Origin of the sequence: Derxia lacustris (genome assembly GCF_002105195.1) — a bacterium.
Lineage (GTDB): Bacteria > Pseudomonadota > Gammaproteobacteria > Burkholderiales > Burkholderiaceae_E > Derxia > Derxia lacustris.
In genome coordinates, this window is sequence record NZ_MUHU01000006.1 from 21,620 (window position 1) to 45,940 (window position 24,321).

19 protein-coding genes are annotated in these 24,321 nt (G+C 67.0%); 11 read left to right on the forward strand and 8 right to left on the reverse strand.

Annotated elements, in window-relative coordinates:
- Window positions 1-38: 38 nt before the first annotated feature.
- From dnaX to B9P64_RS05860, 7 genes are all read left to right on the forward strand, one after another.
- The gene (dnaX, locus tag B9P64_RS05830) at window positions 39-2,495 is read left to right on the forward strand and encodes a DNA polymerase III subunit gamma/tau (RefSeq protein ID WP_085315294.1); all 2,457 of its coding nucleotides are present in this window, start codon (window positions 39-41) and stop codon (window positions 2,493-2,495) included.
- Window positions 2,492-2,818 carry a YbaB/EbfC family nucleoid-associated protein gene (locus tag B9P64_RS05835; protein WP_085315295.1) on the forward strand — a complete coding sequence of 109 codons (327 nt, stop codon included), beginning with the start codon at window positions 2,492-2,494 and terminating at the stop codon, window positions 2,816-2,818. The genes dnaX and B9P64_RS05835 overlap by 4 nt, the downstream gene beginning before the upstream one ends.
- Before the next feature lie 52 nt (window positions 2,819-2,870).
- A complete protein-coding gene (gene recR / locus B9P64_RS05840; RefSeq protein WP_085315335.1) occupies window positions 2,871-3,473 on the forward strand; it encodes a recombination mediator RecR in 603 nt (200 codons plus the stop codon).
- 87 nt (window positions 3,474-3,560) lie between these two features.
- Window positions 3,561-6,473 carry a magnesium-translocating P-type ATPase gene (mgtA, locus tag B9P64_RS05845; RefSeq protein ID WP_085315296.1) on the forward strand — a complete coding sequence of 971 codons (2,913 nt, stop codon included), beginning with the start codon at window positions 3,561-3,563 and terminating at the stop codon, window positions 6,471-6,473.
- Window positions 6,470-7,075, forward strand: coding sequence for a DUF924 family protein (locus B9P64_RS05850; RefSeq protein ID WP_085315297.1), 606 nt, complete (start codon window positions 6,470-6,472; stop codon window positions 7,073-7,075). Before mgtA ends, B9P64_RS05850 begins: the two co-directional genes overlap by 4 nt.
- A gap of 66 nt (window positions 7,076-7,141) precedes the next feature.
- Window positions 7,142-8,854 (forward strand): DUF262 domain-containing protein, encoded by a 1,713-nt coding sequence (locus B9P64_RS05855; protein ID WP_085315298.1) that lies wholly within the window; start codon window positions 7,142-7,144, stop codon window positions 8,852-8,854.
- 186 nt (window positions 8,855-9,040) lie between these two features.
- Window positions 9,041-9,514, forward strand: coding sequence for a GNAT family N-acetyltransferase (locus B9P64_RS05860; protein ID WP_176256739.1), 474 nt, complete (start codon window positions 9,041-9,043; stop codon window positions 9,512-9,514).
- Between the two features lie 153 nt (window positions 9,515-9,667).
- On the opposite strand, the gene B9P64_RS05865 is transcribed toward B9P64_RS05860, so the two are convergent.
- The 3 genes from B9P64_RS05865 to B9P64_RS05875 all read right to left on the reverse strand — a co-directional run bounded on the left by B9P64_RS05865 (window position 9,668) and on the right by B9P64_RS05875 (window position 13,090).
- Window positions 9,668-10,963 (reverse strand): fatty acid desaturase family protein, encoded by a 1,296-nt coding sequence (locus B9P64_RS05865; RefSeq protein WP_217808653.1) that lies wholly within the window; start codon window positions 10,961-10,963, stop codon window positions 9,668-9,670.
- 332 nt (window positions 10,964-11,295) lie between these two features.
- Entirely contained in the window at window positions 11,296-12,780 is a 1,485-nt protein-coding gene (gene mdtD, locus B9P64_RS05870; protein WP_085315300.1) for a multidrug transporter subunit MdtD, read from the reverse strand.
- 7 nt (window positions 12,781-12,787) lie between these two features.
- On the reverse strand, window positions 12,788-13,090 hold the full coding sequence (locus B9P64_RS05875; RefSeq protein ID WP_085315301.1) for an antibiotic biosynthesis monooxygenase family protein: 303 nt from the start codon (window positions 13,088-13,090) through the stop codon (window positions 12,788-12,790).
- 162 nt (window positions 13,091-13,252) lie between these two features.
- Here B9P64_RS05875 and B9P64_RS05880 point away from each other — a divergent pair, with 162 nt between their 5' ends.
- Window positions 13,253-14,245, forward strand: coding sequence for an AAA family ATPase (locus B9P64_RS05880; RefSeq protein ID WP_085315302.1), 993 nt, complete (start codon window positions 13,253-13,255; stop codon window positions 14,243-14,245).
- Between the two features lie 12 nt (window positions 14,246-14,257).
- Here B9P64_RS05880 and B9P64_RS05885 read toward each other — a convergent pair whose 3' ends face one another.
- The gene (locus B9P64_RS05885) at window positions 14,258-15,220 is read right to left on the reverse strand and encodes a LysR substrate-binding domain-containing protein (protein ID WP_085315303.1); all 963 of its coding nucleotides are present in this window, start codon (window positions 15,218-15,220) and stop codon (window positions 14,258-14,260) included.
- A gap of 79 nt (window positions 15,221-15,299) precedes the next feature.
- Complete coding sequence (locus B9P64_RS05890; protein ID WP_085315304.1) at window positions 15,300-17,681, reverse strand: DUF1631 family protein; 2,382 nt, start codon at window positions 17,679-17,681, stop codon at window positions 15,300-15,302.
- Between the two features lie 115 nt (window positions 17,682-17,796).
- Here B9P64_RS05890 and dacB point away from each other — a divergent pair, with 115 nt between their 5' ends.
- Window positions 17,797-19,218: a D-alanyl-D-alanine carboxypeptidase/D-alanyl-D-alanine endopeptidase gene (gene dacB, locus B9P64_RS05895; RefSeq protein WP_085315305.1), complete on the forward strand. Its 1,422-nt coding sequence runs from the start codon at window positions 17,797-17,799 to the stop codon at window positions 19,216-19,218.
- 48 nt (window positions 19,219-19,266) lie between these two features.
- On the opposite strand, the gene ubiD is transcribed toward dacB, so the two are convergent.
- A complete protein-coding gene (gene ubiD, locus B9P64_RS05900) occupies window positions 19,267-20,799 on the reverse strand; it encodes a 4-hydroxy-3-polyprenylbenzoate decarboxylase (RefSeq protein ID WP_085315306.1) in 1,533 nt (510 codons plus the stop codon).
- A 505-nt stretch (window positions 20,800-21,304) separates the two neighbouring features.
- On the opposite strand from ubiD, the gene B9P64_RS05905 reads away from it, so the two are divergent.
- On the forward strand, window positions 21,305-22,159 hold the full coding sequence (locus B9P64_RS05905; RefSeq protein WP_176256740.1) for a lytic transglycosylase domain-containing protein: 855 nt from the start codon (window positions 21,305-21,307) through the stop codon (window positions 22,157-22,159).
- A gap of 92 nt (window positions 22,160-22,251) precedes the next feature.
- Window positions 22,252-22,476 (forward strand): ATP-binding protein, encoded by a 225-nt coding sequence (locus B9P64_RS05910; RefSeq protein ID WP_085315308.1) that lies wholly within the window; start codon window positions 22,252-22,254, stop codon window positions 22,474-22,476.
- Between the two features lie 5 nt (window positions 22,477-22,481).
- Here B9P64_RS05910 and B9P64_RS05915 read toward each other — a convergent pair whose 3' ends face one another.
- Together B9P64_RS05915 and B9P64_RS05920 are read right to left on the reverse strand one after the other, a co-directional pair.
- Window positions 22,482-23,672, reverse strand: coding sequence for a pyridoxal phosphate-dependent aminotransferase (locus B9P64_RS05915; RefSeq protein WP_085315309.1), 1,191 nt, complete (start codon window positions 23,670-23,672; stop codon window positions 22,482-22,484).
- 35 nt (window positions 23,673-23,707) lie between these two features.
- On the reverse strand, window positions 23,708-24,304 hold the full coding sequence (locus B9P64_RS05920) for a response regulator transcription factor (protein WP_085315337.1): 597 nt from the start codon (window positions 24,302-24,304) through the stop codon (window positions 23,708-23,710).
- Window positions 24,305-24,321 lie beyond the last annotated feature (17 nt).

Sequence of the window (24,321 nt, forward strand, 5' to 3'; positions counted from 1 at the left end):
CGCAGCAGTTCACCCGGCCGCCACTCCCCCAGCACCGCATGAGCTATCTCGTTCTGGCCCGCAAGTACCGTTCGCGCAATTTTGCGGAGGTGGTGGGCCAGGAGCATGTGGTGCGCGCCCTGAGCCATGCCCTGGAGCAGAAGCGGCTGCATCACGCCTGGCTGTTCACCGGTACGCGCGGCGTCGGCAAGACCACGCTGTCGCGCATCCTGGCCAAGGCGCTTAACTGCGTGGGCGCCGACGGGCAGGGCGACATCACGCCCGAGCCCTGCAATGTGTGCGAAGCCTGCCGCGCGATCGACGCCGGCCGCTTTGTCGACTATGTGGAAATGGACGCGGCGAGCAATCGCGGCGTCGAGGAAATGACGGCGCTGCTCGAACGCAGCGTCTATGCGCCGACCGCCGCGCGCTTCAAGGTCTTCATGATCGACGAAGTGCACATGCTGTCGAACCACGCCTTCAACGCCATGCTGAAGACGCTGGAGGAGCCGCCGGCGCACCTGAAATTCATCCTGGCCACGACCGATCCGCAGAAAGTGCCGGTCACGGTGCTGTCGCGCTGCCTGCAGTTCAACCTCAAGCAGATGCCGCCCGGGCACATCGTCGAGCATCTGGGCAATGTGCTGCGCGCCGAGCGGATCGACTACGAGCCGAATGCGCTGCGGCTGCTGGCGCAGTCGGCGCACGGCTCGATGCGCGATGCGCTGTCGCTGACCGATCAGGCGATTGCCTATTCGGCCGGGCCGGTCGGCGAGGCGGTGGTGCGCGCGATGCTGGGCGCCATCGACACCGGCTATCTGGTGCGCATCGGCGAGGCGCTGCTGGCCGAGGACGGCGCGGCGTTGATGGCGATCGCGGGCGAGATGGCCGAGCGCTCGGTCGGCTATGGCGGCGCGCTGCAGGAGCTGGCGCTGCTGTTCCAGCGCATCGCCATCGCGCGCACGGTGCCGGCGGCGCTGCCCGATGACCTGCCCGAGGTCGACGACATCCGCCGGCTCGCCACGGCCTTCGATGCGCAGGAAGCGCAGCTGCATTACGACATCGCCATCCGCGGCCGGCGCGATCTGCCGCTGGCGCCGGATGAGCGCGCCGGCTTCGAGATGACGCTGCTGCGCATGCTGGCGTTCCGGCCGGCGCGGCTGGGCGAGCCGGCTGCGGCGGGCCCGGCGCCGGCCGATGCCGGCAAGGCGCTGGCGGCGCTGAAGGCGAGCGTGGGTGTGGCGCCGCGCGCCGCCGCTGCGCCGGTGGCCGCGCGCCCGGCCGTGCCGCCGGCAGCGCCCCTGGTGGCGCCTGCGCCGGCGGTCACGACGGTGGCGCGGGTCGAGGCGCCGGTGCCGGTTGCGCCGACCGCGCCGCCGGTCGAGGCAGCGCCCGCCGCTGTCACGCCGCCCGCCGATGCCGGCATCCCCTTCGATCCGCCCTATGTCGAACGCGTGCCGGCAGCCGATGCGGCGCCGCGCGTGGCCGAGCCGCCGCCGCGCGTCGCCGCGATCGCGACGCCGACGGCCAGCCCCGTTGCCGCCAGCCCGGTCGCGCGGCCCGCCGCCGATGCCGCCAGCGCGCGCCCGTCGAGCGCCAATGCGCGCGCCGCACTCGATCTGCTCAAGGGGCGCGGCAGCAACGCGGCTCCGCGCTGTCCGGCGCCCGTGCCGGTTGCAGCGGCCGTCGAGCCGACCGCATCCGCCAGCGCCGCCGAGCGCCAGTCGCTGCCGCCTGCGCCTGCCGCGACCGCGCAGCCGCAACCGGCACCCGCGCCGCAGCCATCGCTCGCCAGCGCCCGTGCCGGCGCAGCCCAGCCATCGCCCGTCCGCGCAGCCCAGCCGACGCCCGCCGCGGCACCGCGCCCGGCCGCACCGCCGGCAGCCGACGATGACGGCCCGCCGCCCTTCGACGACGACGACCCCGGCTATGACGACTACGCCGATCCCGGCGGCCCCGAGCCCGAGTTCATGCCCGACTTCGCGCCGGCCGACTATGCCGACGGGCCCGACGCCGGCCCGCGTCCGGCCCGCCGCGCCGGCAACGGAGCCGATCACGGCGCATCCGCCGACGACCGCCGCAGCGGCCCTTCCGCCAGGGCCACCCGCGCACCGGCACCCGCCATCGCACCGCTCGTCGCCATCGACGACTGGCCCAGCTATGCCGCCAGCCTCGATCTCAAGGGTCTGCCGCGCGAGCTTGCGCGCCAGACCGAGCTGATCCACATGGAAGGCGACACGCTGCGGCTGCGCATCGAGAATCCGGCGCTGGCCGAGCCCGCCATCGTCGCCCGCCTCGTCGCCGCGCTGCGCGAACGCTCGGGCCAGACGCTCAAGCTCAACATCGAGGCCGGCACCGTCACCGACAGTGCCGGCATCCGCCGCCTCGTCGCCGATGCCGAACGCCAGCGCGAAGCCGAGGACGGCTTTCTCGCCGACCCATTCGTCAAGACCCTGCTCGAACACGGCGCCAGCATCGTGCCCGGCTCGATCAAACCTTTGGAGGAATCGAAATGATGAAGAACCAGATCGGCCAGCTCATGAAGCAGGCCCAGCAGATGCAGGACAACATGAAGAAGATGCAGGACCAGCTCGCCGACATCGAGGTCGAGGGCCAGTCCGGCGCCGGTCTGGTCAAGGTCGTGGCCACCTGCAAGAACCAGATCCGCCGCATCACCATCGACCCGAGCCTGGTCGGCGAGGACCGCGACATGCTCGAGGATCTGGTCACCGCCGCCGTCAACGACGCGCTGCGCAAGGCCGAAGCCACCGCCAGCGAAAAGATGTCGGGCCTGACCGCCGGCCTGCCGCTGCCGCCCGGATTCAAGCTCCCGTTCTGATGCGCCTGCGCGCCATCCGCCGCCGCCCGGCGCGCGCCTGATGGCCGCCGGCATGTCGCCCACGCTGGCGGCGCTCGTCGAGGCGCTGCGCGTGCTGCCGGGCGTCGGCCCGCGCTCGGCGCAGCGCATGGCCTATCACCTGCTCCAGCACGATCACGAAGGCGCGGCCCGCATCGCGCGCGGCATCGACGCGGCGCTCGCCGCCGTGCGCCATTGCGCGCTCTGCCACACCTTCACCGAAGACGAGATCTGCGAAACCTGCGCCTCGCCGGAGCGCGACCGCAGCCAGCTCTGCATCGTCGAGGCGCCGGCCGACCAGTCGGCGATCGAGCAGACGCGCAGCTATCACGGCCTGTATTTCGTGCTGCTCGGCCGGCTCAGTCCGCTCGACGGCATCGGCCCCAACGATCTGCAACTGGCCCAGCTCATCGACCGCGCCACCGACGGCACGGTGACCGAGGTGGTGCTCGCCACCAGCTTCACCAACGAGGGCGAGGCCACCGCGCATTACATCGGCGCGCTGCTCAAGGCGCGCGCGGCCGAGAAGGGCCTCGCGCTGCGCGTGTCGCGGCTCGCGCGCGGCGTGCCGGTCGGCGCCGAGCTCGAATACGTCGATCTGGGCACCATCGCCCAGGCGCTGGTCGACCGGCGCTGACGCGATCCTGTTTCAGTTGACCGGCCGGCTTGACGCTGGCGGTGCCGCACGCGAGCTTGAAGCTCCGTCACCGCTCCCGGCCTGCCAATGGATGCCTTGTTGTCGCGCCTGCGCGGCAGTTTCGACCGCTTTCTGCAAACCCATCGGCTGAGCCAGCATTTCGGCGGTCATCTGCCGCTGTCGCTGCCGCTGGTGGGCGACTGGATGGCCGGGCAGGCGCGTGCTGCCGCCGATGCGCCCGGTCGTGCGGCCACGGCGCCCGCGCCAGCCGCCACCGCGCCAACCGGCCCGGCGGCGCTCCCGGCCGATGCCGAGCTGCTCGCCGCAGCCGCCACCGCGCCGGCCGATCTCCTCGCCCGGCTGGCCAGCCGCGCCGACGGCCTGAGCGATGCCGAAGCCGCCGCCATCCGCGCGCGCTGCGGCCCGAACATCGTGCTGCACGAGCCGCCGCTGCCGGCCTGGCGCCATCTGTGGCTGTGCTATCGCAACCCGTTCAACCTGCTGCTCAGCATGCTGGCGCTGGTGTCGTGGCTGACCGACGACCTGCGCGCCACGGTGGTCATCGGCGCGATGGTGCTGCTGTCGGTCGGCATCCGCTTTGTGCAGGAAGGCCGCAGCCAGCGCGCCGCCGATGCGCTGAAGGAGCTGGTCGGCAACCGCGCCTGCGTGCTGCGCCGGGCCGATGACGCGACCGCTGCCGCGCCGGCCTCGGCTGCCGTAACCACCACAGCAGCCGCGCCGCGCCGCATCGACCTGCCCATCCGCGACCTCGTCCCCGGCGATGTGCTGGTGCTCGCCGCCGGCGACATGGTCCCGGCCGACGCGCGCCTGCTCACGTCGAAAGACCTGTTCGTCAGCCAGGCCGCGATGACCGGCGAATCGCTGCCGGTGGAGAAGTTCGCGCACGGCCGGCCGCATCCGGTCACCGGCGAGCCGACACCGCCGGTGCAGGCCGCCGAAGTCGCGCTCGATGCCGATGCGCTGGTCTTCATGGGCAGCAACATCGTCAGCGGCACCGCCACGGCGGTGGTCGTCGCCACCGGCGGCCGCACGCTGTTCGGCGCGCTCGCCCGCAGCGCCGGCGCCACGCGGCGCGAGCCCACTTCCTTCGAGACCGGCGTCAATCGCGTGAGCTGGCTGCTGATCCGCTTTGCCGCCGTGATGGTGCCGCTGGTGTTCGTCATCAACGGCCTGCTGCACCGCGACTGGCTGGAGGCCTTTCTGTTCGCGATCTCCATCGCGGTCGGTCTCACGCCCGAGATGCTGCCGATGATCGTGACCGCCACCCTCGCGCGCGGCGCGGTGCGCATGGCCGGGCGCAAGGTGGTCGTCAAGCGGCTCGACGCGATCCAGAACTTCGGCGCGATGGACGTGCTGTGCACCGACAAGACCGGCACGCTCACGCAGGACCGCATCGTGCTGGAGCGGCATGTGGACGCGCTCGGCCAGCCCGATCCGCTGGTGCTGGAGCTCGCCTATCTCAACAGCCATTACCAGACCGGCCTGCGCAACCTGCTCGACGTGGCGGTGCTCGACCACATCGACGTCGGCGAGCGGCTCAAGCTCGACGCCGACTACCGCAAGGTCGACGAGATTCCGTTCGACTTCGAGCGCCGCCGCATGAGCGTGATCGTGGCCGAGCGCGAGCATCACCATGAGCTGATCTGCAAGGGCGCGCTCGACGAGGTGCTGGCGCTGTGCAAGGGCGTGCACAGCCGCGACGGCGAGGTGGCGCTCGACGCCGACTGGCAGCGGCGCATCCGTGCCGTGGCCGGCGCGCTCAACGAGGACGGCCTGCGCGTGGTGGCCGTGGCCATGAAGGAAGTGCCGCCCGAGAAGGAGGTCTACGGCGTCGCCGACGAATGCGAGCTGACGCTGATGGGCTACATCGCCTTTCTCGATCCGCCCAAGGACAGCGCCGGCCCGGCGCTCGCGGCGCTGGCCGCCAACGGCATCGCGGCCAAGGTGCTGACCGGAGACAACGCGGTGGTCGCGCGCAAGGTTTGCCGCGACGTGGGGCTGACCTTGCACGGCACGCTGCTCGGCCCCGAGGTCGATGCGCTCGACGACGCGGCGCTGGCGGTCGCGGTCGAGGCCAACACGCTGTTCGCGCGCCTGGCGCCGGCGCACAAGGAGCGCATCGTCCGCGCGCTGCGCGCCAACGGGCATGTGGTCGGCTTCATGGGCGACGGCATCAACGACGCGCCGGCCATCCACGCGGCCGACATCGGCATCTCGGTCGATACCGCCGTGGACATCGCCAGGGAAGCGGCCGACATCATCCTGCTGGAGCGCAGCCTGCTCGTGCTCGCCGAGGGCGTGGTCGAGGGCCGGCGCGTGTTCGCCAACATGCTCAAGTACCTGCGCATGACCGCCAGCTCCAACTTCGGCAACGTGCTGTCGGTGCTGGTGGCGAGCGCCGTGCTGCCCTTCCTGCCGATGCTGCCGATCCAGCTCCTCACGCAGAACCTGCTCTACGACCTGGCGCAGACGGCCATCCCGTTCGACAACGTGGACGCCGACCAGACCGCCACGCCGCAAGCCTGGAATGCCGATGATCTGGGCCGCTACATGCTGTTCTTCGGCCCGCTCAGCTCGGTGTTCGATCTCGCCACCTTTGCGCTGATGTGGTGGGTGATCGGCGCCGGGCTCGACCATGCCTCGGCCGGCTTCATCGAACTGTTCCGCTCGGGCTGGTTCATCGAGGGGCTGCTGTCGCAGACGCTCATCGTCCATCTCATCCGCACGCGCGGCCGGCCGTTCATCGACAGCCGGGCGGCGCCGGCGGTGATTGCCGCGTCGGTCGGCGTGGCGGCGCTCGGCATCTTTCTGGCGATGGGGCCGTTCGCCGGCGACTTCCGGCTGACTGCGCTGCCGGCGGCGTATTTTCCGTGGCTGATCGCGGTGCTGCTGGGTTACGCCGCGCTCGTCCAGTTCATGAAAGGCCGCTACGCGACGGCCGAATCGCGCCGCCGAGCGCAGCCAAAGGAAAAGCCATGACCGACGCCTCCTCCGCCCTTGTCGTCGCCGACGACGCCATCGACTACCGCGCCATCCTCGACCCGCTGGCCGAGAGCGTGCTGCGCTTCTGGTTCATCGAGACCGGGCCGGACGGCTGGTTCCTGAGCTCGCCGCCCTTCGACGATGCGATCCGCGCCCGCTTCGGCAGGCTGCATGCGGCGGTCGCCGCCGGCGAATGCGAGCACTGGCGCCATCACCCGCGCGGCCGGCTCGCCGAGGTGATCGTGCTCGATCAGCTGTCGCGCAACATGTTCCGCGACACGCCGGCCGCGTTTGCCTTCGACGGACTGGCGCTGGCATTGGCGCAGGAAGCGGTGCGTCAGGGCGACGACCGCAAGCTCGGCGCACGCGAACGCGAATTCATCTACATGCCCTACATGCATTCCGAATCGCGCCGCATTCATGAAGAAGCGGTGCGGCTGTTCAGCCAGCCTTTCCTCGAAACCCGGCTGTACTGGGAAAAGAAGCACAAGGCCATCGTCGACCGCTTTGGGCGCTATCCGCATCGCAATGCGATTCTGGGCCGCGAATCGACCGAAGAGGAAATTGCATTCCTCAAATTGCCGGGGTCTGGGTTTTGAAGTTGAAGTTTGAGTTCTCGGCGTCAATGACGCCGTTTTAATTTTGCATGAAAAGGATGGATGTAAATGGAAGCTGGCAAGCGCACAATCAACGACATTTTCAATCAGAACAAAATTCTGGAAATACCGTTTTTTCAACGTTCTTATGTATGGGATGAGGATCAGTGGGAGCGGTTTATTTCAGACATGGAGTTCGTGTCGCACAACAACAAGCCCTATTTTCTTGGATCGGTCATTCTCAAACAGCAGCAAACCAACTCTGGGCAAAGCGTTGGCGACAAGCGAACGTTGATCGATGGGCAACAACGGCTCACCACAATGAATATCGTATTCAAAGTGCTTGCTCTGAAGTTGAACAATTTTTATCTGGAAAGCTTGTTCAGGTTGCCGATGCAAAACAATGAAATCGCTTTGCAGCATAGTCGAAACGATGTTGTCGATTTCCGTCTTGTGATGAACGCATCTTCGCTTGATTTGCTAAAGGGTGAGGGAAATGTCATCAGGGCATTCAACTATTTTACGCAACATCTCGATGCCTCGCAGATCAATCCGCAAAATCTTTTGACGAATCTGATGTTTGTTGGGGTCGATCTCGGGCATGGGGATGATGAGCAGCAAATTTTCGACACTATCAATTCACTTGGGGTGAAGCTCACCACAGCCGAGCTTCTGAAAAATCATCTTTTTGGGAAAGAGGATATTGAGCGTTACGTGCAGTATTGGGAAGGCGTGTTTGAAAGCAACGAAGAGGTTCGAAACTACTGGAACACTGAAATTTTTGCAGGACGTTTTCAGCGGAGCTTTCTTGACTTATTCCTGTATTCCTATCTTCAGATCAAGGTGCAGGATGCAAGGCTATCGATTCGCGCAGAAGACAAGATTGAATTTACGAAGATGGAGGGCTTGTTCGAATCATATAAGCAACTGATTCTCAAGTATCGAATCGACAAAGTGGAGTTGATCGCAGAGTTGAAGGAATACGCGCTGATATTTTCGGGCAATTTCGATGCCGATGTTGTCAACCGTGATCTTTCCGGCGCTTCAGGTATCGAGCGGGTCAATGCGATCATTTTTGGCCTTGAAACCACGACACTGATACCTTATGTGCTTTACGTCCTCAAGAACGTTGAGGACGTGGCGGAGCGAGAGGCCATTTTCAGCTATTTGGAATCTTATGTGATGAGGAGAATGGTTTGTCACGAGACCACCAAAAATTACAATCAAATATTTTCCGATCGCCTGATTTCGAATTCAATCCTGTCGAGGGATGCCATCAAGGATTTCATCAATGATCGGTCAGATAAGATTGGATTCATGCCGACAAACGATGAAGTTGTTAAGGGCTTCAAGGAGTCAAAGCTGGTCAACAAGCAGGCAGCAGGCATTCTCTATTTCATCGAAACCAAGATCAGGAATCGCAGCTATCACTCAACTGCTATGGCTGGGCTGGACCACTATAGTCTTGAACATGTCTTGCCGAAAAAGTGGAAAAACAACTGGCCGGCTGTGGCGACTGAAAAGGAACGCGATTTTCGCAATCGGCAGCTTTTGACGCTGGGAAATTTGACCATCATTCCGGTATCGCTGAACTCCTCCATTCGTGATGCCGCATGGAATATCAAGAAAATCGGCAAGGGCGCCACAAAGGGCTTGGACCATTACGCTGCTGGCTTGGACACATTCTCGGAGTATTTGAAGTGCGCAGAATGGAATGAAGCGGTGATTGAACGGCGCAGTGAATTTCTGGCTGAAAAAGCAAATTTGATCTGGCAGTGCTGAAACGTCTCGATGCAGGCGGTTGGCACCGGGAGTCCATTTGGCAACCGGCGCTGTCTGCTGGGTGACGTAAAGCCCGCTATCGACAGTCGACAACGGGCCTGCGTCATCTTTGCCGACTGGCGTCTCTTGAGGGTCAATCTGCCACCAGTGGCGCTATTGCGAATTCATCAAGTTGAGAGAGTCATCATGAAAGTTGCTGTCCGCGCCGCCACATTGAATGATGTGCAAATTTGCCTGGCATTCGAGGAGAAGGATGAGTTCGGCCGAAAAACGAAACTCGATGAAATCATCGTTTCAAGCAGCATCGCTCGCGAAAGCATTTTCTTGGCAGAGCAAGATGGCAATGCAATCGGCTATGCATCGTTGAACTTTTTGTATGTCTCAAAAATTCCGCTTTTGACTTGGTGGTATGTCAATCCGGAATCACGAGGTCAAGGAACAGGTTCATTGCTGATGCACTCGATAGAGAACTGGCTTGCTTCGCTTGGCTTCGATCATCTTCTGATCTCGGCATGTCGGGAACTGGAAATCGCTCGGCATCGGGCCGCAGGACTGGAAGAGATCGGAGCCCTCAGGCTTGGCCCGGGTGAAATGGAATTCTTCTTCAAAAAGTCGATTGCACCAGCCAATATTGCAATGACTGCTGCTGAAGCCTGTTGAAAATTTGATTGATTGGCGCGGGATGGTCGCGCGAGGCAGCAAGCACTTATGGTTGCGAAATAAATTGATATTTCAATGCAAACCAGGCCTTGCATTTTGTCCGCAGAGCCTGGGGTGTAGCTCAAACTGGCGCCAGTCAGGCGCCGGCCGCAATCAGCGCGGAAACTGCTTCAGTTCCTTCATGCTCGCGTTGCCGACCCAAACCTGCACCATCTTGCCAAAGCGCACAAAGATGCTTTCCTGCACATAAGGCAGGCCGTGCGCTTCGCAGATGCGTTTGATTTCCGGCTGGAATTGCTGGTACTTCAGCATTGGGATATCCGGAAACACATGATGCTCGATCTGGTAATTGAGCCAGATCTGCGAATGATCGCAGGCATCGCCACCGGTATGGTAATTGGCCGAGCCCAATACCTGATGGGCGTAAAACTCTTCTTTATTGCGGATGTGATAGTCGAAGCGATAAAGATCGCTGCCGGTGTGATTGGGGCCGATCACCATGAAGGAATGCACATTCAGCATTGCCTCGGCAATCAGCTTGTTGGCCAGCACGCAAAGCGCCACGCTCGTGCCAAACGGCAGAAACAGCAGCGGCTGCACGACGAAATGAAATAGCCCGTAAGGCAGATAGCAGGCAGTCCAGAGCTTGCGCACATGCGGATTGCCAAAGCGGAACAGGTCGCGCACCGTGAGTGCGCCACGCTTGTCGTCGCCGGCCGGCTTGTCGATGCGCTCGGGATTGATGACGCTGATGGTATTGGGCGCGTAATAGGTAAAGCGCCAGGTCAGCGCGGTGGCGGCCACCAGCGCGTACTTGAATATCTTGGGTACCTTGGCCTCGCGCACGAATTGCACATTGCGCTCGATGAGGTCGGGGTCCTTTTCTTCACCGGTGTAGTAGTGGTGAAGAATGTTGTGCTCGTAATGCCAGGCGTCCGGATGAATCCAGTCGAACCAGTCGATGAAACGCCGCCGGCCCCGGGCAAATACCTTGCTGGTGTAACGCGGCGCCACGCCGGGCACCTTGTCGTAGCCGCGATGCAGGATGTGATGTGCGAGCAGCCAGCGCGTCAATTGGCCAAAGCTCAACAGAAACGGCGTGACCGGATTGGGAAACATCCAGATCGTGGCATAGCCGGCAATCGACGCCATCCAGCCGCGCCGCTCGATCTTCTTGAGGTGCGCGAGATCGTCGGCACCCAATTGCGCATTGATCCGGTCGCGCAGCGCTTCGAGCTGGCTGCGAAATGAGGCGGCATCGAATTTGCCCGGCTGCGATTGGCGCTCGGGGCCGTCGCTGCGAATGTCGTCGATCGTCAAGGCTTGCGGCTTGCGCGTGCCCATCCAGCGATCGGTCAGGCGGCGAAACAGCGTGGTCAGCGGGCCGGCGCCGGCCACGAAGGGGCCGATGCCCGCAAAGGGCAGGGAGTTCTCGACGTCTTTTGTCATTTGGGGCTTTGGCGGCGCCGGCCTGAGAGCGCGGCACCGTGAGGGACTGGACCGGTGACGCGGCTTGGGCGTCAGGCCAGAACGGTGGAATCGGCGGGGGACAGCGGTTGGTGCGGGTTGTGCACGCCGGCGGACGAGCCCGGCGCGGGAAAATCAAGAGCCGTTGCAAATTGCAGCGGCGGATTCTGCGTGAGAACCGCTGGCCGCGGGTGAATACCACTTCACGATCGGTGTGCTGTGCAGCGCTGCCGGCGCGGGATTTGCCCGGCGTCTGATCGGTCGCAAGCCGGTGGCAGGGATTGCCTGCGCCGGCGTTGCGATTTGCGGGTCGATCAGTCCACTTCCGTCTGTGCCGCGCTGGCGACTTTCTCACGCGGCACCGGCGCCAGCTGGGCGAACACCCAGGCCGATGCGCAGGTAATCAGCCCAACGCAGACGAAGGTCGCGTGGAAGGCATCGAGCGTGTGCGCGGCGACCGCGCCGGCTGCGGCGGTCACGCTGGCGCTGGCCAGTTCGGCGTCGGCAGCGTTGCCGGCGGCAGCGGCGGCTTGCGCGCCGTACTCGTCGCCGAAGGCCGCGAGCAGCGCGCCGGCCACGGCCACGCCCAGGCTCATCGACAGCATCATCACCATCGACAGCAGGCTGTTGCCGCTGCTTTTCTGCTCGCTGCGCAGGTCGAGCAGGGTGATGGTGTTCATGGCGCTGAACTGCATCGAGTTGACCGCGCCGAAGAAGGTGAGCTGCACCAGCCGCAGCCACATCGGCTGCTCGGCCGAGAACAGGCCGAAGCTGGCGATGGCAGCGCCCACCATCAGCGTGTTGCCGATCAGCACGCGGCGGTAGCCGAGGCTGCCGATGATGGTCGTGGCGTAGCGCTTGACGGCCATGGCCGCGAGCGCGGTCGGAATCATCATCAGGCCCGATTCCATCGGCGAATAGCCCAGGCTCACCTGGAGCAGCAGCGGAATCAGGAAGGGCATGCTGCCGGCGCCGATGCGCGCGAACAGATTGCCGATCAGGCCGACGCTGAAGGTATTGGTCTCGAACAGGCTGAGCGCGAACAGCGGCTGCGGCCGGCGCGCCGCATGCAGCCAGTAGCCGGCCAGCGCGGCCAGGCCCATGAACAGCAGAATCATCACCGTGGCGCGGCGCATGCCCAGCTCGCCCAGGCCGTCGAGCGAGATCGAGATCGACACCATGCTCACCGCCAGCAGCGCAAAGCCGGGCAGATCGAACGGCGGGTTGTCTTCAAGCCGGCCGCTCGGCATGGCCTTGGCGGCGGCGATGGCGCCGATCAGCCCGACCGGCAGGTTGATGAGGAAGACCCAGTGCCAGGACACTGCCTGCGTGAGCCAGCCGCCCAGCGTGGGCCCGATGAGCGGCCCGACCAGCCCCGGAATCGTCACGAAGCTCATCGCGGCCAGAAAGCGTTCGCGTGGCACCACGCGCAGCACCGCCAGCCGGCCTACCGGCATGAGCAGCGCGCCGCCGATGCCTTGCAGCACCCGCGCGGCCACCAGCTGCCACAGCGCCTGCGACAGCGCACACAGCAGCGAGCCGAGCGAAAAGATGCCGATCGCGCAAAGAAACACGGGCCGGATGCCGAAGCGGTCGGCGATCCAGCCCGAGGCGGGAATCAGCATGGCGGTGGTCAGCGAATAGCCGATGACCACCGACTGCATGCGCAGCGGGCTTTCGCCCAGGCTGCGCGCCATCGCGGGCAGGGCGGTGTTGACGATGGTCGTGTCGAGCGCCTGCATGAAGAAGCTGGCGGCCACGACCCACAGCAGCAGGCCCAGCGATGGTTCGCGCTGCATGCCGGGCTCAGTTCGAGCCGGTCAGCAGTTCGAAGTGCTCCACCACGGGCGGCGCCGCGAAGAACGGGCCGACGATGGCGCGCCAGTCCTGGAAGGCCGGCGATTCGCGGAAATCGACGGTGTGGTTTTCGAGCGTGGCCCAGCGGATCAGCAGCAGATAGCGCTCGGGCGACTCGACGCCCTTCTGCACCTGATAGCCAAGAAAGCCGGTGGCCTTGGCGATGACGGTTTCCACGCCGTGCTTGATGGCGGCGTCGAATTCAGCCTGGCGGCCGGGTTGAATGCGCAGGTCGGCGACTTCGAGAATCATGGATTGCTGTCCAGACAGTGATCGGGCTGGCGAGGTTAGCAGCCCACCCCGCGTGGCAGGCAAGCGGGCTTGCAAATCGAGTGGCCTTGTCGCGATTGCGCCGGTATGCAAATTGCAGACGGTGGGGGCGTCCGTCGATTTGCCATCCAAGGAGCTACAGAGATGGGTGAACTCGTCCCCGCCGTCACCGGGCGCAGGCCCGGCATTCCCGTCGCCGCCTTCAAGGAGGTGTACCGCACCCAGGCCGTCGAGTCCGCGCTCGGCGAACTGGCCGATGGCGCCAACGACAATCTGCGCTCGGTCTACGAACGCATGCTCAAGGCCGGCGGCCAGCGCTTCTCGGTCAAGCCGGCCTCGCTGCCCGACATGGACCCGCTCTATGACGAGCTGCCCAACTTCGGCGAAGTGCTCGACGACATCCGCAAGCAGGTGGCGCTGTGCGTCGGCACCGATGACCGGCTGGAGCTGACGCCGATGCTGCTGCTCGGCGATCCGGGCATCGGCAAGACGCACTTTGCCAAGCGGCTGTCGGGGCTGCTGAGCACCGGCTACGGCTTTGTCGGCATGAGCTCGCTGACGGCGGGCTGGGTGCTGTCGGGTGCGTCGAGCCAGTGGAAGAACGCCAAGCCGGGCAAGGTGTTCGAAACACTCGTGCATGGCGACTACGCCAATCCGGTGATGGTCATCGACGAGATCGACAAGGCCGGCAGCGACGGCCAGTACGACCCGCTCGGCGCGCTCTACTCGCTGCTGGAGATCGACACCGCGCGCGAGTTCGTCGACGAATTTGCCGAGGTGCCGATCGATGCCGGCGAGGTGATCTGGGTCGCGACGGCCAACGATGCGCGCGCGATTCCCGAGCCCATCCTCAACCGCATGAACGTCTACGAGATCGCCGCGCCCGATGCCGAGGCGGCACGGCGCATCGCCCAGGCCATCTACCGCGAGATCCGCGAATCGCACCGCTGGGGCGACGCGTTTCCGCCCCGGCTGGCCGACGATGCGCTCGACAAGTTCGCGCGCGTGGCGCCGCGCGAGATGCGCCGGCTCATGACCGGCGCCTTCGGCAACGCCCGGCTGGCGCGGCGCGACGAGATCGCGCCGGACGACATCGAGACCGAGCGCGGCGTGAAGAAGGCGCGCATCGGCTTCTGAGCGCGCCGGCGCTCAGGCCGCCTTGTCGATCTTCTCGGCCTTGTCGACCAGCGTCACGCCCTGCAGCAGGCCGTCGCGGATCACGCTGCGTACCGCGGCGCTGACCGCCTCGATGGCCTGCGGCCGGGTAAAGCTCTTGCGCCAGGCGATCACCACGCGGCGATCCGGAATCGGCGCCTCGAACGGCACATAGCGGATCAGCGGGTCCTGCCCGTTGAGCGCCAGCGAGGTCTGCGGCAGCACCGTGATGCCGAGCCCCGACGCGACCATGTGGCGGATGGTTTCGAGCGAGCTGCCCTCGAAGCTGCGCTGGATGCCGTCGCCGCCGCTGCTGAGATGCGAGAACTCGGGGCAGATGCCGATCACCTGATCGCGGAAGCAATGGCCGGCGCCGAGCATGAGCATGGTTTCGTTCTTGAGCTCGGCCGCCGTCACGCTCTTGCGATGGGTCCAGGCGTGGTCGCGCGGCAGGGCGACGATGAAGGGCTCGTCATAGAGCGCCTCGGTGGCCAGGCTGTTGTCGGGCAGTGGCAGCGCCAGGATCGCGGCATCGAGCTCGTTCTGCTTGAGCAGCTCGATCAGCCGCACGGTGAAGTTCTCCTGCAACAGCAGCGGCATCTGCGGCACCGAGTCGATGATGCGGCGCACCAGGGCGGGCAGCAGATAGGGCGCGATGGTGTAGATCATGCCGAGCCGCAGCGGCCCGGCGAGCGGATCGCGGCCCTGGCGCGCGATCTCCTTGATGGTCGCGGTCTGGTCGAGCACCTGGCGCGCCTGGGCGACGATGCGCTCGCCCACGGCGGTCAGCGTGACCTCGTTGTTGCCGCGCTCGAAGATCAGCACGTTGAGTTCGTCTTCCAGCTTCTTGACCGCGACCGACAGCGTGGGCTGGGACACGAAGCAGGCTTCGGCGGCGCGGCCGAAATGGCGCTCGCGCGCCACGGCGACGATGTATTTCAGTTCGGTGAGTGTCATGACTATTACGCGCGAAAATTTGATAGGGCTAGGCTAGCACCTATCGCAATCGCATGTGCGGCCGCTTCGGCCAGCGGCATCAGCTGGCGATGCTGGCCTCGACCGAGCGCAGCGCGCGTGCGCTGAGTTCGTCGCCGTCGATCAGCCGCAGCTGGCGCAGTTGCAGCTGCTCGCGCAGCAGCAGCGGCGTGTACGAGACGGCGGCGCTGCCCGAGCGGTCGGTGAACAGATAGAGCGAGCGCAGCGGGCTGATCCAGCGCAGCCGCAGCAGCGTGCGCTGGCCGGCGTCGAGCCGCTCGACCCAGTCGCCGCGCTGCAATTGCGCCAGCCAGGCGTCGGCATCCGCGGGCGTGGCCGGCGCGATGTTGAGCGTGCGGTTGTGGGTCCAGGGCTCGGGCACGGTGAGTTGCAGCCGGGCCTGCTCGGCGCCGGCACGCACCCGGCCGGGTTCGATGGCCGGCGTGGCGGCGCTGCCGGGCGCCGGATCGGCATCGATGCGCAGCTGGCGCACCTGGGCCGCGAGCCGCTCGAAGCGCTCGTTGTCGAATTCGCTGCGGTTGCCGAGCCGCACCGCGCCCGAATGCAGCTGCATCAGCGCGGCATAGAAGCGGTTCTGCTCGTCGGCCGGCCAGGCGATGGTGAGCAGCCCGCCCTTGATGCGCCGCAGCAGCCCGGGCAGCAGCTGCACCAGACGCTGGCGCTCGGCCGGGTCCTGCTTGGGCAGCACGCTCCAGCTCAGGTCGGAGATGACATCGCGCAGAGAGGCGCGGGTGTCGTCGGATGCGCCGGCCACCGCCGCTTCCACCAGCACCTGGCGCCACGGGCCGACCAGAAACTCGCGCACCACCTCGGGCAGCGGGCTGCCGAGCACCGCTTCCTCGATGAGCGCATGGGCCTGGGCATCGGCGGTTTCGCGGCGCTCGATCTGCTGGAGCAGCTCGGCGGCGCGCGCGTAGCGCAGGGCTTCGCGCTCGGCTTCCTCGGCCAGATAGGCCTCGATCACGCCGATCTCCTGCTCGAACACGCCGAGGTCGTCGATGAAGCGGGCCTCGATCGTGGTCACCACGTCGAGCAGCATTTCGTAGAAGCGGGTGTCGCCTTCGGCCGGCAGGTCGCGGCCGATGGCAGCCGTGCCGATGGCATCGAGCAGCCGGCGCGCCGGATGTCCGGCCTGGGCGAAGAACTGGCGGTCGAGCAGCGCGGCGCGCAGCAGCGGCACTTGCAGCCGCGCGATCAGCCGCCGCGTGCGCTCGGGCATGACGGTGTCGGCGAGCAGCTTGTCGATCAGCAGCGCGACCAGATCGATGAGGATTTCCTCCTCGGCCGGCACGCCCACGCGGCGCGCGTTGTCGCGCACCTGATAGAGCAGGTTCAGGTCGGACAGCGGCGCATTCACCACGCCCGACATCGCGGCCGCGACCGCCGGCGACGCCGGAATCAGGCCGGGCAGGGCGTCGAGCACCGCGCGGTGGCCGGCCGGCCAGACCGTGTCGGGCGCCAGCGCGCCGCGCCCGGGCGCCACCGGCTGGCGCGCGCGCCATTGCGTGAAGGCCTCGATCAGCGAGCGCGGCGGTCGGGCGCTGCGGCCGCTGCCGGCTTCGGTATCGATCCGGGCGCCGGTCGAGGAGCCGGTCGTGAGTCCGCTGGCGAGCGCGGGCTGGCGGCCGGTGGCGCCGAACGGCTGGGTCAGCGTGGGATGGACGCCGGTGCGGCGGTCGATCGGCTGGGTCGCGCTGCTGGAGTAGTTGCCGGTGGCGGGCCCCTGGCGCGCCTCGGCCTGGGTGCGGCGCCAGGCCGCGAGGTCGGGCAGCACATCGTGCCGGACCATGTCCACGTTGATCGCCTCGAAGGCCGGCGTGAAGCCGGGCGCGACCACCTGCTCGAACGACCGCAGGATTTCGACCCGGATCGCGTTTTCGGTCTCCAGGATTTCGCAGCAGCGCTGGATGGCGCGCACCAGTGCCTCGGGCGACAGCGGATTCTCGTCGTCCTTGAGCCGGTCGCGGCCGAGCAGAAAGCCGATCCGCGCATCGAGCGCGTCGAGGGTTTCGGCGGCCTTTTCGTCGCGCGTGTGGCGCATGCGCTCGACCAGCCGGCGCACGACGATCTCGGCTTCCATGTCGGCATCGTTGAGCAGGCTCAGGCCGAGCAGCGGCGTGGTCGCGGTCGGGCGCGTGGTCGGCCGTGCGCCCGGCGCGACCCGGCTGCGCACGATCTCGGCGAAGGCGCGCCGGAATGCCGCTTCGAGCGACTCGCGGTGCCGGCGCACCAGCTGCTGCGCATCGAGCAGGCGCACCTGCCGCGTGCGGTCGCGTTCGCGGTCGGCCGCCGCGTAGAGTTCGGCCTCCACGCGTGGCAGCACTTCATGAAGGCAGCGCGCAAAGCTCTCGACCGCCAGTTCGGCGGCTTGCTCCAGCTGCTCTTGGCGTTCGGGATTGGCAGGGCGCGTAGCAGTGTTCATTCAGCTTCCGCAAGGGGTTGGCCGAAACGATCTTATGGCAGTGAGACTTAGTTCACATTCAGGAATGGTGGCGAAGTGGCCGGCAATTTGCCGGATTGGCTGCCTGGTCTTGGTGATGGCCGGCGGGCTGGCGCAGGCCGACCGGTCGGCACTTGCCGCCGAGGCGGCGCCGGCTGCCGTCGGTCAGCCGGCGCCGCTGCCGGTCGAGGCGACCGCGCTCGGCCCACTGCTGCTGGCGGCCGGCGTGACGCCGGCGCAGGCGGCGGTCGAGCTGCTGCCGCTCGATGGCGGCGCGCTGCGGGCCCGGCTCAATGCCGATCAGCCGCGCAGTCCGGCCTCGACGATGAAGCTGGTCACCAGCATTGCCGCGCTCGATCTGCTCGGCCCCGAGTTCCGCTGGAGCACGCGTTTCGCGGCCCGGGCGGCGCCGCAGGCGGGTCGGCTCGCGGGGCCGCTCTATCTGAAGGGCGGCGGCGATCCGCAGTTCCGGCTCGAAGACCTGTGGGCCAGCCTGCGCGAGCTGCGGCTGGCCGGCGTGCGCAGCCTTGACGGCGCGCTGGTGGTCGACCGCTCGCTGTTCCGGCCGCTGCCGCATGACGACGGCGCCTTCGACGGCGAGCCGCTGCGCAGCTACAACGCCGGCGCCGATGCGGCGCTGCTGGGCTGGAAGGCGCGCGCGCTGCACATCGCGCCGGCCGGCGAGCGGATTGCGCTCACGCTCGATCCGCCCGATCCGGCGCATCGGCTGGTGACGCGGCTGCGGCTGGTGGACCGGCCCTGCGGCGACTGGAAGGCCGGCGTCGCGCTCAGCGCCGACGCCGCAACGCTCACGCTGAGCGGCGACTGGCCGCGCAGCTGCGGCGCCCAGACCTGGTGGATCAATCTCGGCAGCCATGACGACTATCTGCTCGCCGCCATCGACAGCCTGTGGCGCGAGCTGGGCGGCCAGTTCGCGCACCGGCCGACGCTGACCGAAGGCGAAGCGCCGGCCGACGCCGTCACGCTGGTCGAGCGCGAATCGGCCGCGCTGGCCGAGACGCTGGTCGGCATGAACAAGCAGTCCAACAACGTGATGGCGCGCCAGCTGTTCCTGATGCTGGGCGCGCGCCGCAGCGGGCCGGGCGCCGACGAGACCGCGGCGAGCGCGGCCGTGGCCGACTGGCTGGCGGCGCGCGGCTTTGCCTTCGACGGCCTGGTGATCGAGAACGGCGCCGGGCTGTCGCGGCTCGACCGCATCCGCGCCGGCGATCTGGCCGCGCTGCTGGCCTGGGCCTGGCGCATGCCGTTCCAGGCCGAGCTGGTCGCGTCGCTGCCCATCGTCGGGCGCGACGGCACGATGCGGCGCCGGTTGGCGGATGCGGCGGTGCCGGCGCACATCAAGTCGGGCGCCATCGACGGCACGCGCGCGGTGGCCGGCTATGTGCAAGCGCTGTCGGGCCGGCGCTATGCGCTGGTCGGCATCGTCAATGGCGCCGAGCCGGCCCGGGCCAATGCCTTCAACGACGCATTGATCCGCTGGGTGGCGGAGAACGGCTGAGCGCCGACCGGCCTGCCGCGCTCGGCAGCCGCGCCGGCCGGCGCAAGCTCAGCCGAGCCCCAGCTCGCCCCACATCGCATCCACCTTCGCCTTGACGCCGGTATCCATCGCGATGGGCGTGCCCCATTCGCGCGTCGTCTCGCCGGGCCACTTGTTGGTCGCGTCGAGCCCCATCTTCGAGCCCAGCCCCGACACCGGCGAGGCGAAGTCGAGATAGTCGATCGGCGTGTTGTCGACCAGCAGGGTGTCGCGGCTCGGGTCCATGCGCGTGGTGATGGCCCAGATCACTTCCTTCCAGTCGCGCACGTCGATGTCGTCGTCCACCACGATGACGAACTTGGTGTACATGAACTGCCGCAAAAAGCTCCACACGCCGAACATCACCCGCTTGGCATGGCCCGGATAGCTCTTGCGCAGCGCCACGATGGCCATGCGGTAACTGCAACCCTCGGGCGGCAGATAGAAGTCGGTGATCTCGGGGTACTGCTTCTGCAGCAGCGGCACAAAGACCTCGTTGAGCGCCACGCCCAGCACGGCCGGCTCGTCGGGCGGCTTGCCGGTGTAGGTCGAGTGGTAGATCGCATCGGCGCGGCGCGTCAGCCGGTCGATGGTGAACACCGGAAACCATTCCTGCTCGTTGTAATAGCCGGTGTGATCGCCGTAAGGCCCTTCGAGCGCATGCAGATAGCCGTCCACGACCTTGAGCGGCGCGCTCGATTGCGCTTGCAGCGCCGGCAGATCGTCGGGGTGCGCGGCGGTCAGCCGGCCTTCCAGCACGATCTCGGCCGACGCCGGCACCTGCAAGTCGATGCCCTTGCAGCGCGACAGCTCGGTGCGCGAGCCGCGCAGCAGCCCGGCGAACTGGTACTCGCTCAGCGTGTCGGGCACCGGCGTCACCGCGCCCAGGATGGTCGCCGGGTCAGCCCCCAGCGCCACGGCAATCGGAAAGTCGGTGCCCGGATGCTTGATGCGCCAGTCGCGGAAATCGAGCGCGCCGCCGCGATGCGCGAGCCAGCGCATGATCGTCATGTTCTTGCCGATCACCTGCTGCCGGTAGATGCCCAGGTTCTGGCGCGGCTTGTGCGGCCCGCGCGTCACGATCAGCCCCCAGGTGATGAGCGGCGCCGCGTCGTCGGGCCAGCAGTGCTGCACCGGCAGCGCGCCCAGGTCGACGTCCGGCCCTTCGAGCACCACCTCCTGGCACGGCGGATTGCGCACCGTGCTCGGCTTCATGTCCCACAGCGCCTTCACCAGCCCGCCGAGCTTGCCCAGCTCGCCGAGCGAACGCGGCGGCTGCGGCTCCTTCAGCTCGGACAGCAGCCGGCCCAGATCGCGCAGCGCATGCAGATCGTCCTCGCCCATGCCCCAGGCCACGCGGCGCGTGCTGCCGAACAGATTGGTCAGCACCGGCATGGAGTGGCCGACCGGCTGCTCGAACAGCAGCGCCGGGCCGTCGCGGCGCAGCACGCGGTCGGAAATCTCGGTCATTTCCAGCACCGGCGACACCGGGGTGGAGACTCGCTTCAGATCGCCGCGGCGCTCCAGTTGCCCCAGGAAATCTCGTAAATCGCGGTACTTCATAGCGTTTTCAAAAACACACTGTTGATTTCGATAAGTAATTGCAATCGATGCGCGACTTAAGGGTTTTTACCTGAAATCCCTTGAAAATCATGCACTTGCACAATGCGAGTCAATTGCTTGCCGTAGACAATCGGTTTTGTCAAGTTGACCCTTGTCGCGGCCGTCTCACACACTGCGCCACGACTTTCGGGTTCCCGAACGCCACCCGTCCAGCGGCGCTGCCGCACGGCGTGGGACCCCGGAGGGCCGTCAATGGTGCCCGGACGAAGCGTCCGGCGGCATTGCCGACCCGGCCTGGCGGCCTCATCGCCGGGTTCCGAAGCAAACGTAGTCACGCGATCCGCCCAGGGGCCAGCCGGCCCGCGCACCGCCCGGTGCCTGACCTTGCAAGGTCAGTGGAGTGACGAGGTCGCGATTGTCGCAGCACGCAGCGCAGCCCTGCCGGCCTGGTCCGGTGGCGCAGAGCGGCGGACAGCGACGCAAGTTGACAGGAGTAGGCATGCAGATGACTGCTGCAAATGCTGCAAATCAGACCGCCCGCCTGGGTGGCAATGTCCGCATCGTGGTTGCCGACATCGCTTCCGGCGTCGTGATCTGTGCAAAGAAGGGTTTTGCCTTGCTGGGAATCGTCACGCTCTGCGCGGCGGTGTTTGCCTTTATCAATCCGGAAGCCCGTGGCGTGATGACGCAGGCGGCGACCGATCTGTCGAGCCAGCTGCTCGGCATGCCCAAGACCGTCGTGGTGGTGCGCACCGAAGCGCCCGACATGGACGCCATCGAAGCGGCGACGCGCGATGCGCTGAATCGCGAACGTGAACTGGCCAGCAAGCCGGTCAACCTCACCCGCGAGCAGAAGGCTGCGGCGCAGTTCCTGGCCAGCAAGTACAAGCTGGCGCCCGAGGCCATCGGCCAGGTGGTGGCGGAAGCCTTCCGCACCGGCCAGCAGGTCAAGGTCGATCCGCTGCTGCTGCTGGCGGTGATGAGCATCGAATCGAGCATGAATCCGTTCGCGCAAAGCCCGATGGGCGCGCGCGGCCTGATGCAGGTGATGCCGGTGGTGCATGCCGACAAGCTCGCCGGCTTTGGCGGCGCGGGCGCGGCCTTCCATCCGCTGGTCAACATCCGCGTCGGCGCGCAGATCCTGCGCGAGCTGATCGAGCGCAACGGCTCGGTCGAGGCCGGCCTGCACGCCTATCTGGGCGCCCAGCCGGGCGTGGACGACAACGGCTACGGCGACCGCGTGATGAGCGAACGGGCCCGCATCGAGGCGGCCATGCGCGGCACGCGCGCGGTGCAGACGGCGGCCAACACGGTCGCCAAGCCGGCGACCGATCGCGCGAGCGAGGCGCCGGGCAGCTGACCCGGGCTGAACCGCACTGCATCCGAGGCCCGCGCAAGCGGGCTTCTTTTTGGCCGCTCGCCGGCCGCCAATCCTTCTTTTCCGCCCGCTCCATGGCCAAGGCACTGCCCGCGATCGACAGCGCACGCTGCACCGGCTGCGGCCGCTGCGTGGCCAGCTGTCCGCCGCATGTGCTGTGGCTCGATGCCGACGGGCCGAACGGCATGGGCCGCAAGCGCTCGGTGCTGCATGACGCACCGGGCTGCACCGGCTGCGCGATCTGCGCCACCACCTGCCCCTTCGATGTGATCTCGATGGTCGAGCCGATAGCGCGCTGACCGCGTCAGCCGCGCAGCTCGCGCGCCATGCGCTCGACCGCCAGCTCGATGCGCTCGAACCCGGTCGCATAGCTGAAGCGCACGAAGTCGCGGGTGCCGGCGCGGCCGAAGTCCTTGCCCGGCACCAGCACCACGCCGGCCCGCTCCAGCATGCGCAGCGCGAAGGCGTCGCTGTCGGGCGCGTGGCGATGGATGTCGGCATAGATGTAGAACGCGCCGTCGGGCGTCACCGGCACGCCCAGATCGAGTTCGCGCAGCGCCGGCAGCAGAAAGTCGCGGCGGCGCCGGAACTCGTCGCGGCGCGCGAGAAAGGTGGCCATCGCGTCGTCGCCAAAGCAGGCCAGCGCCGCGCGCTGCGACACGGTCGAGGCGCAGATGAACAGGTTCTGCGCGAGCTTTTCGACCGCGCGCACCAGCCCCGGCGGCAGCACCAGCCAGCCCAGGCGCCAGCCCGTCATGCCGAAGAACTTGGAGAAGCTGTTCACCGTGACGATGTCGTCGCCGAGCGCCAGCGCCGAGCGCGCAAAGCCGGTGACCGGATCGGCGAGGTCGTAGCTGAGCGCGTGATAGATCTCGTCGACGATGAGATGGCCGCCGCGCGCCCGCACCTCGCGCGCGATGGCGGCGAGTTCGTCGGGCAGCACCGAGGTGCCGGTGGGATTGGACGGCGAGGCGATCAGCGCGGCGCGCGTGCGCGCGGTCCAGTGCGTCGCGATCTGGCGCGCTTCGAGCTGAAAGCGCTGCTCAGGCCCGCAGGGCAGGGCGCGCGGCACCGCGTCCACCGCCGCGACGAAATTCCGGTTGCACGGATAGCCGGGGTCGGACATGAGCACTTCGCTGCCCGGGTCGAGCGTGGCGAGGCAGGCGAGCAGCAGCGCGCCCGAGGCGCCGGCCGTGACCGCAATCCGCTCGGGCGCAATGTCGAGCCCGTAGCAGCGCGCATAGAAGCCGCTGATGGCTTCGCGCAGTTCGGGCAGGCCGAGCGCGGCGGTGTAGCGGGTGGCGCCGGCCTGCATCGCGGCGAGCGCGGCGCGCTGCACCGGCTCGGGCGCGGCGAAGTCGGGTTCGCCGAGCGCGAGATAGACCAGATCGCGGCCCGCGCGCTCGAGTGCGTCGGCGGCCTTGACGATCTCCATCGCATGAAAGGGTTCGATGTTGGCGAGGCGTGCCGCCAGCGCGGGGGAGGGAAGCTGCATCTTGTCTGCGGGTTATGCGTGGAGGAGAGCCTGCATCAGCGCTTGAGCAGTTGCGCCAGCTCGACCGCGCCGCGCACGCCCATCTTGTTGAAGATGCTCGCGCGATGCACCTCTACCGTGCGCATCGTGATGCCGAGTTCGTCGGCGATGACCTTGTTGAGCTTGCCGCCGAGCACGCGCTCCATCACCTCGTGCTCGCGCGGGCTCAGGCTGGCGAGGCGGCGGTCGGTCTCGGCCTGGGTCGAGCGCAGCGCGAGCGAGGCTTCGGCGCGGTCGAGCGCCGCGATGATGCGGTCGACGAGCCGGTTGTTGCTCAGCGGCTTCTCGAAGAAATCGAAAGCGCCTTTCTTCACCGCCTCGACCGCCATCGGAATGTCGCCGTGGCCGGTGAGGAAGATCACCGGCGGCATCGCGTCGCCGTGGCGCGCCTGCAGCCGGTCGAAGACTTCGAGGCCCGAGAGCCGGGGCATCCGCACGTCGAGCACGAGGCAGGTCACGCCCGCGAGCGGCGCGTCGCCGGCGTCGAGAAAGGCGGCGCCGTCGTCCCAGCCGCGCGAGTCGAGGCCGCGCGTCTTGAGCAGCCAGCCGAGGCCGTCGCGGATGGCTTCCTCGTCGTCGATGATGTGGACCAGTCGGTTCATGGCGTGCC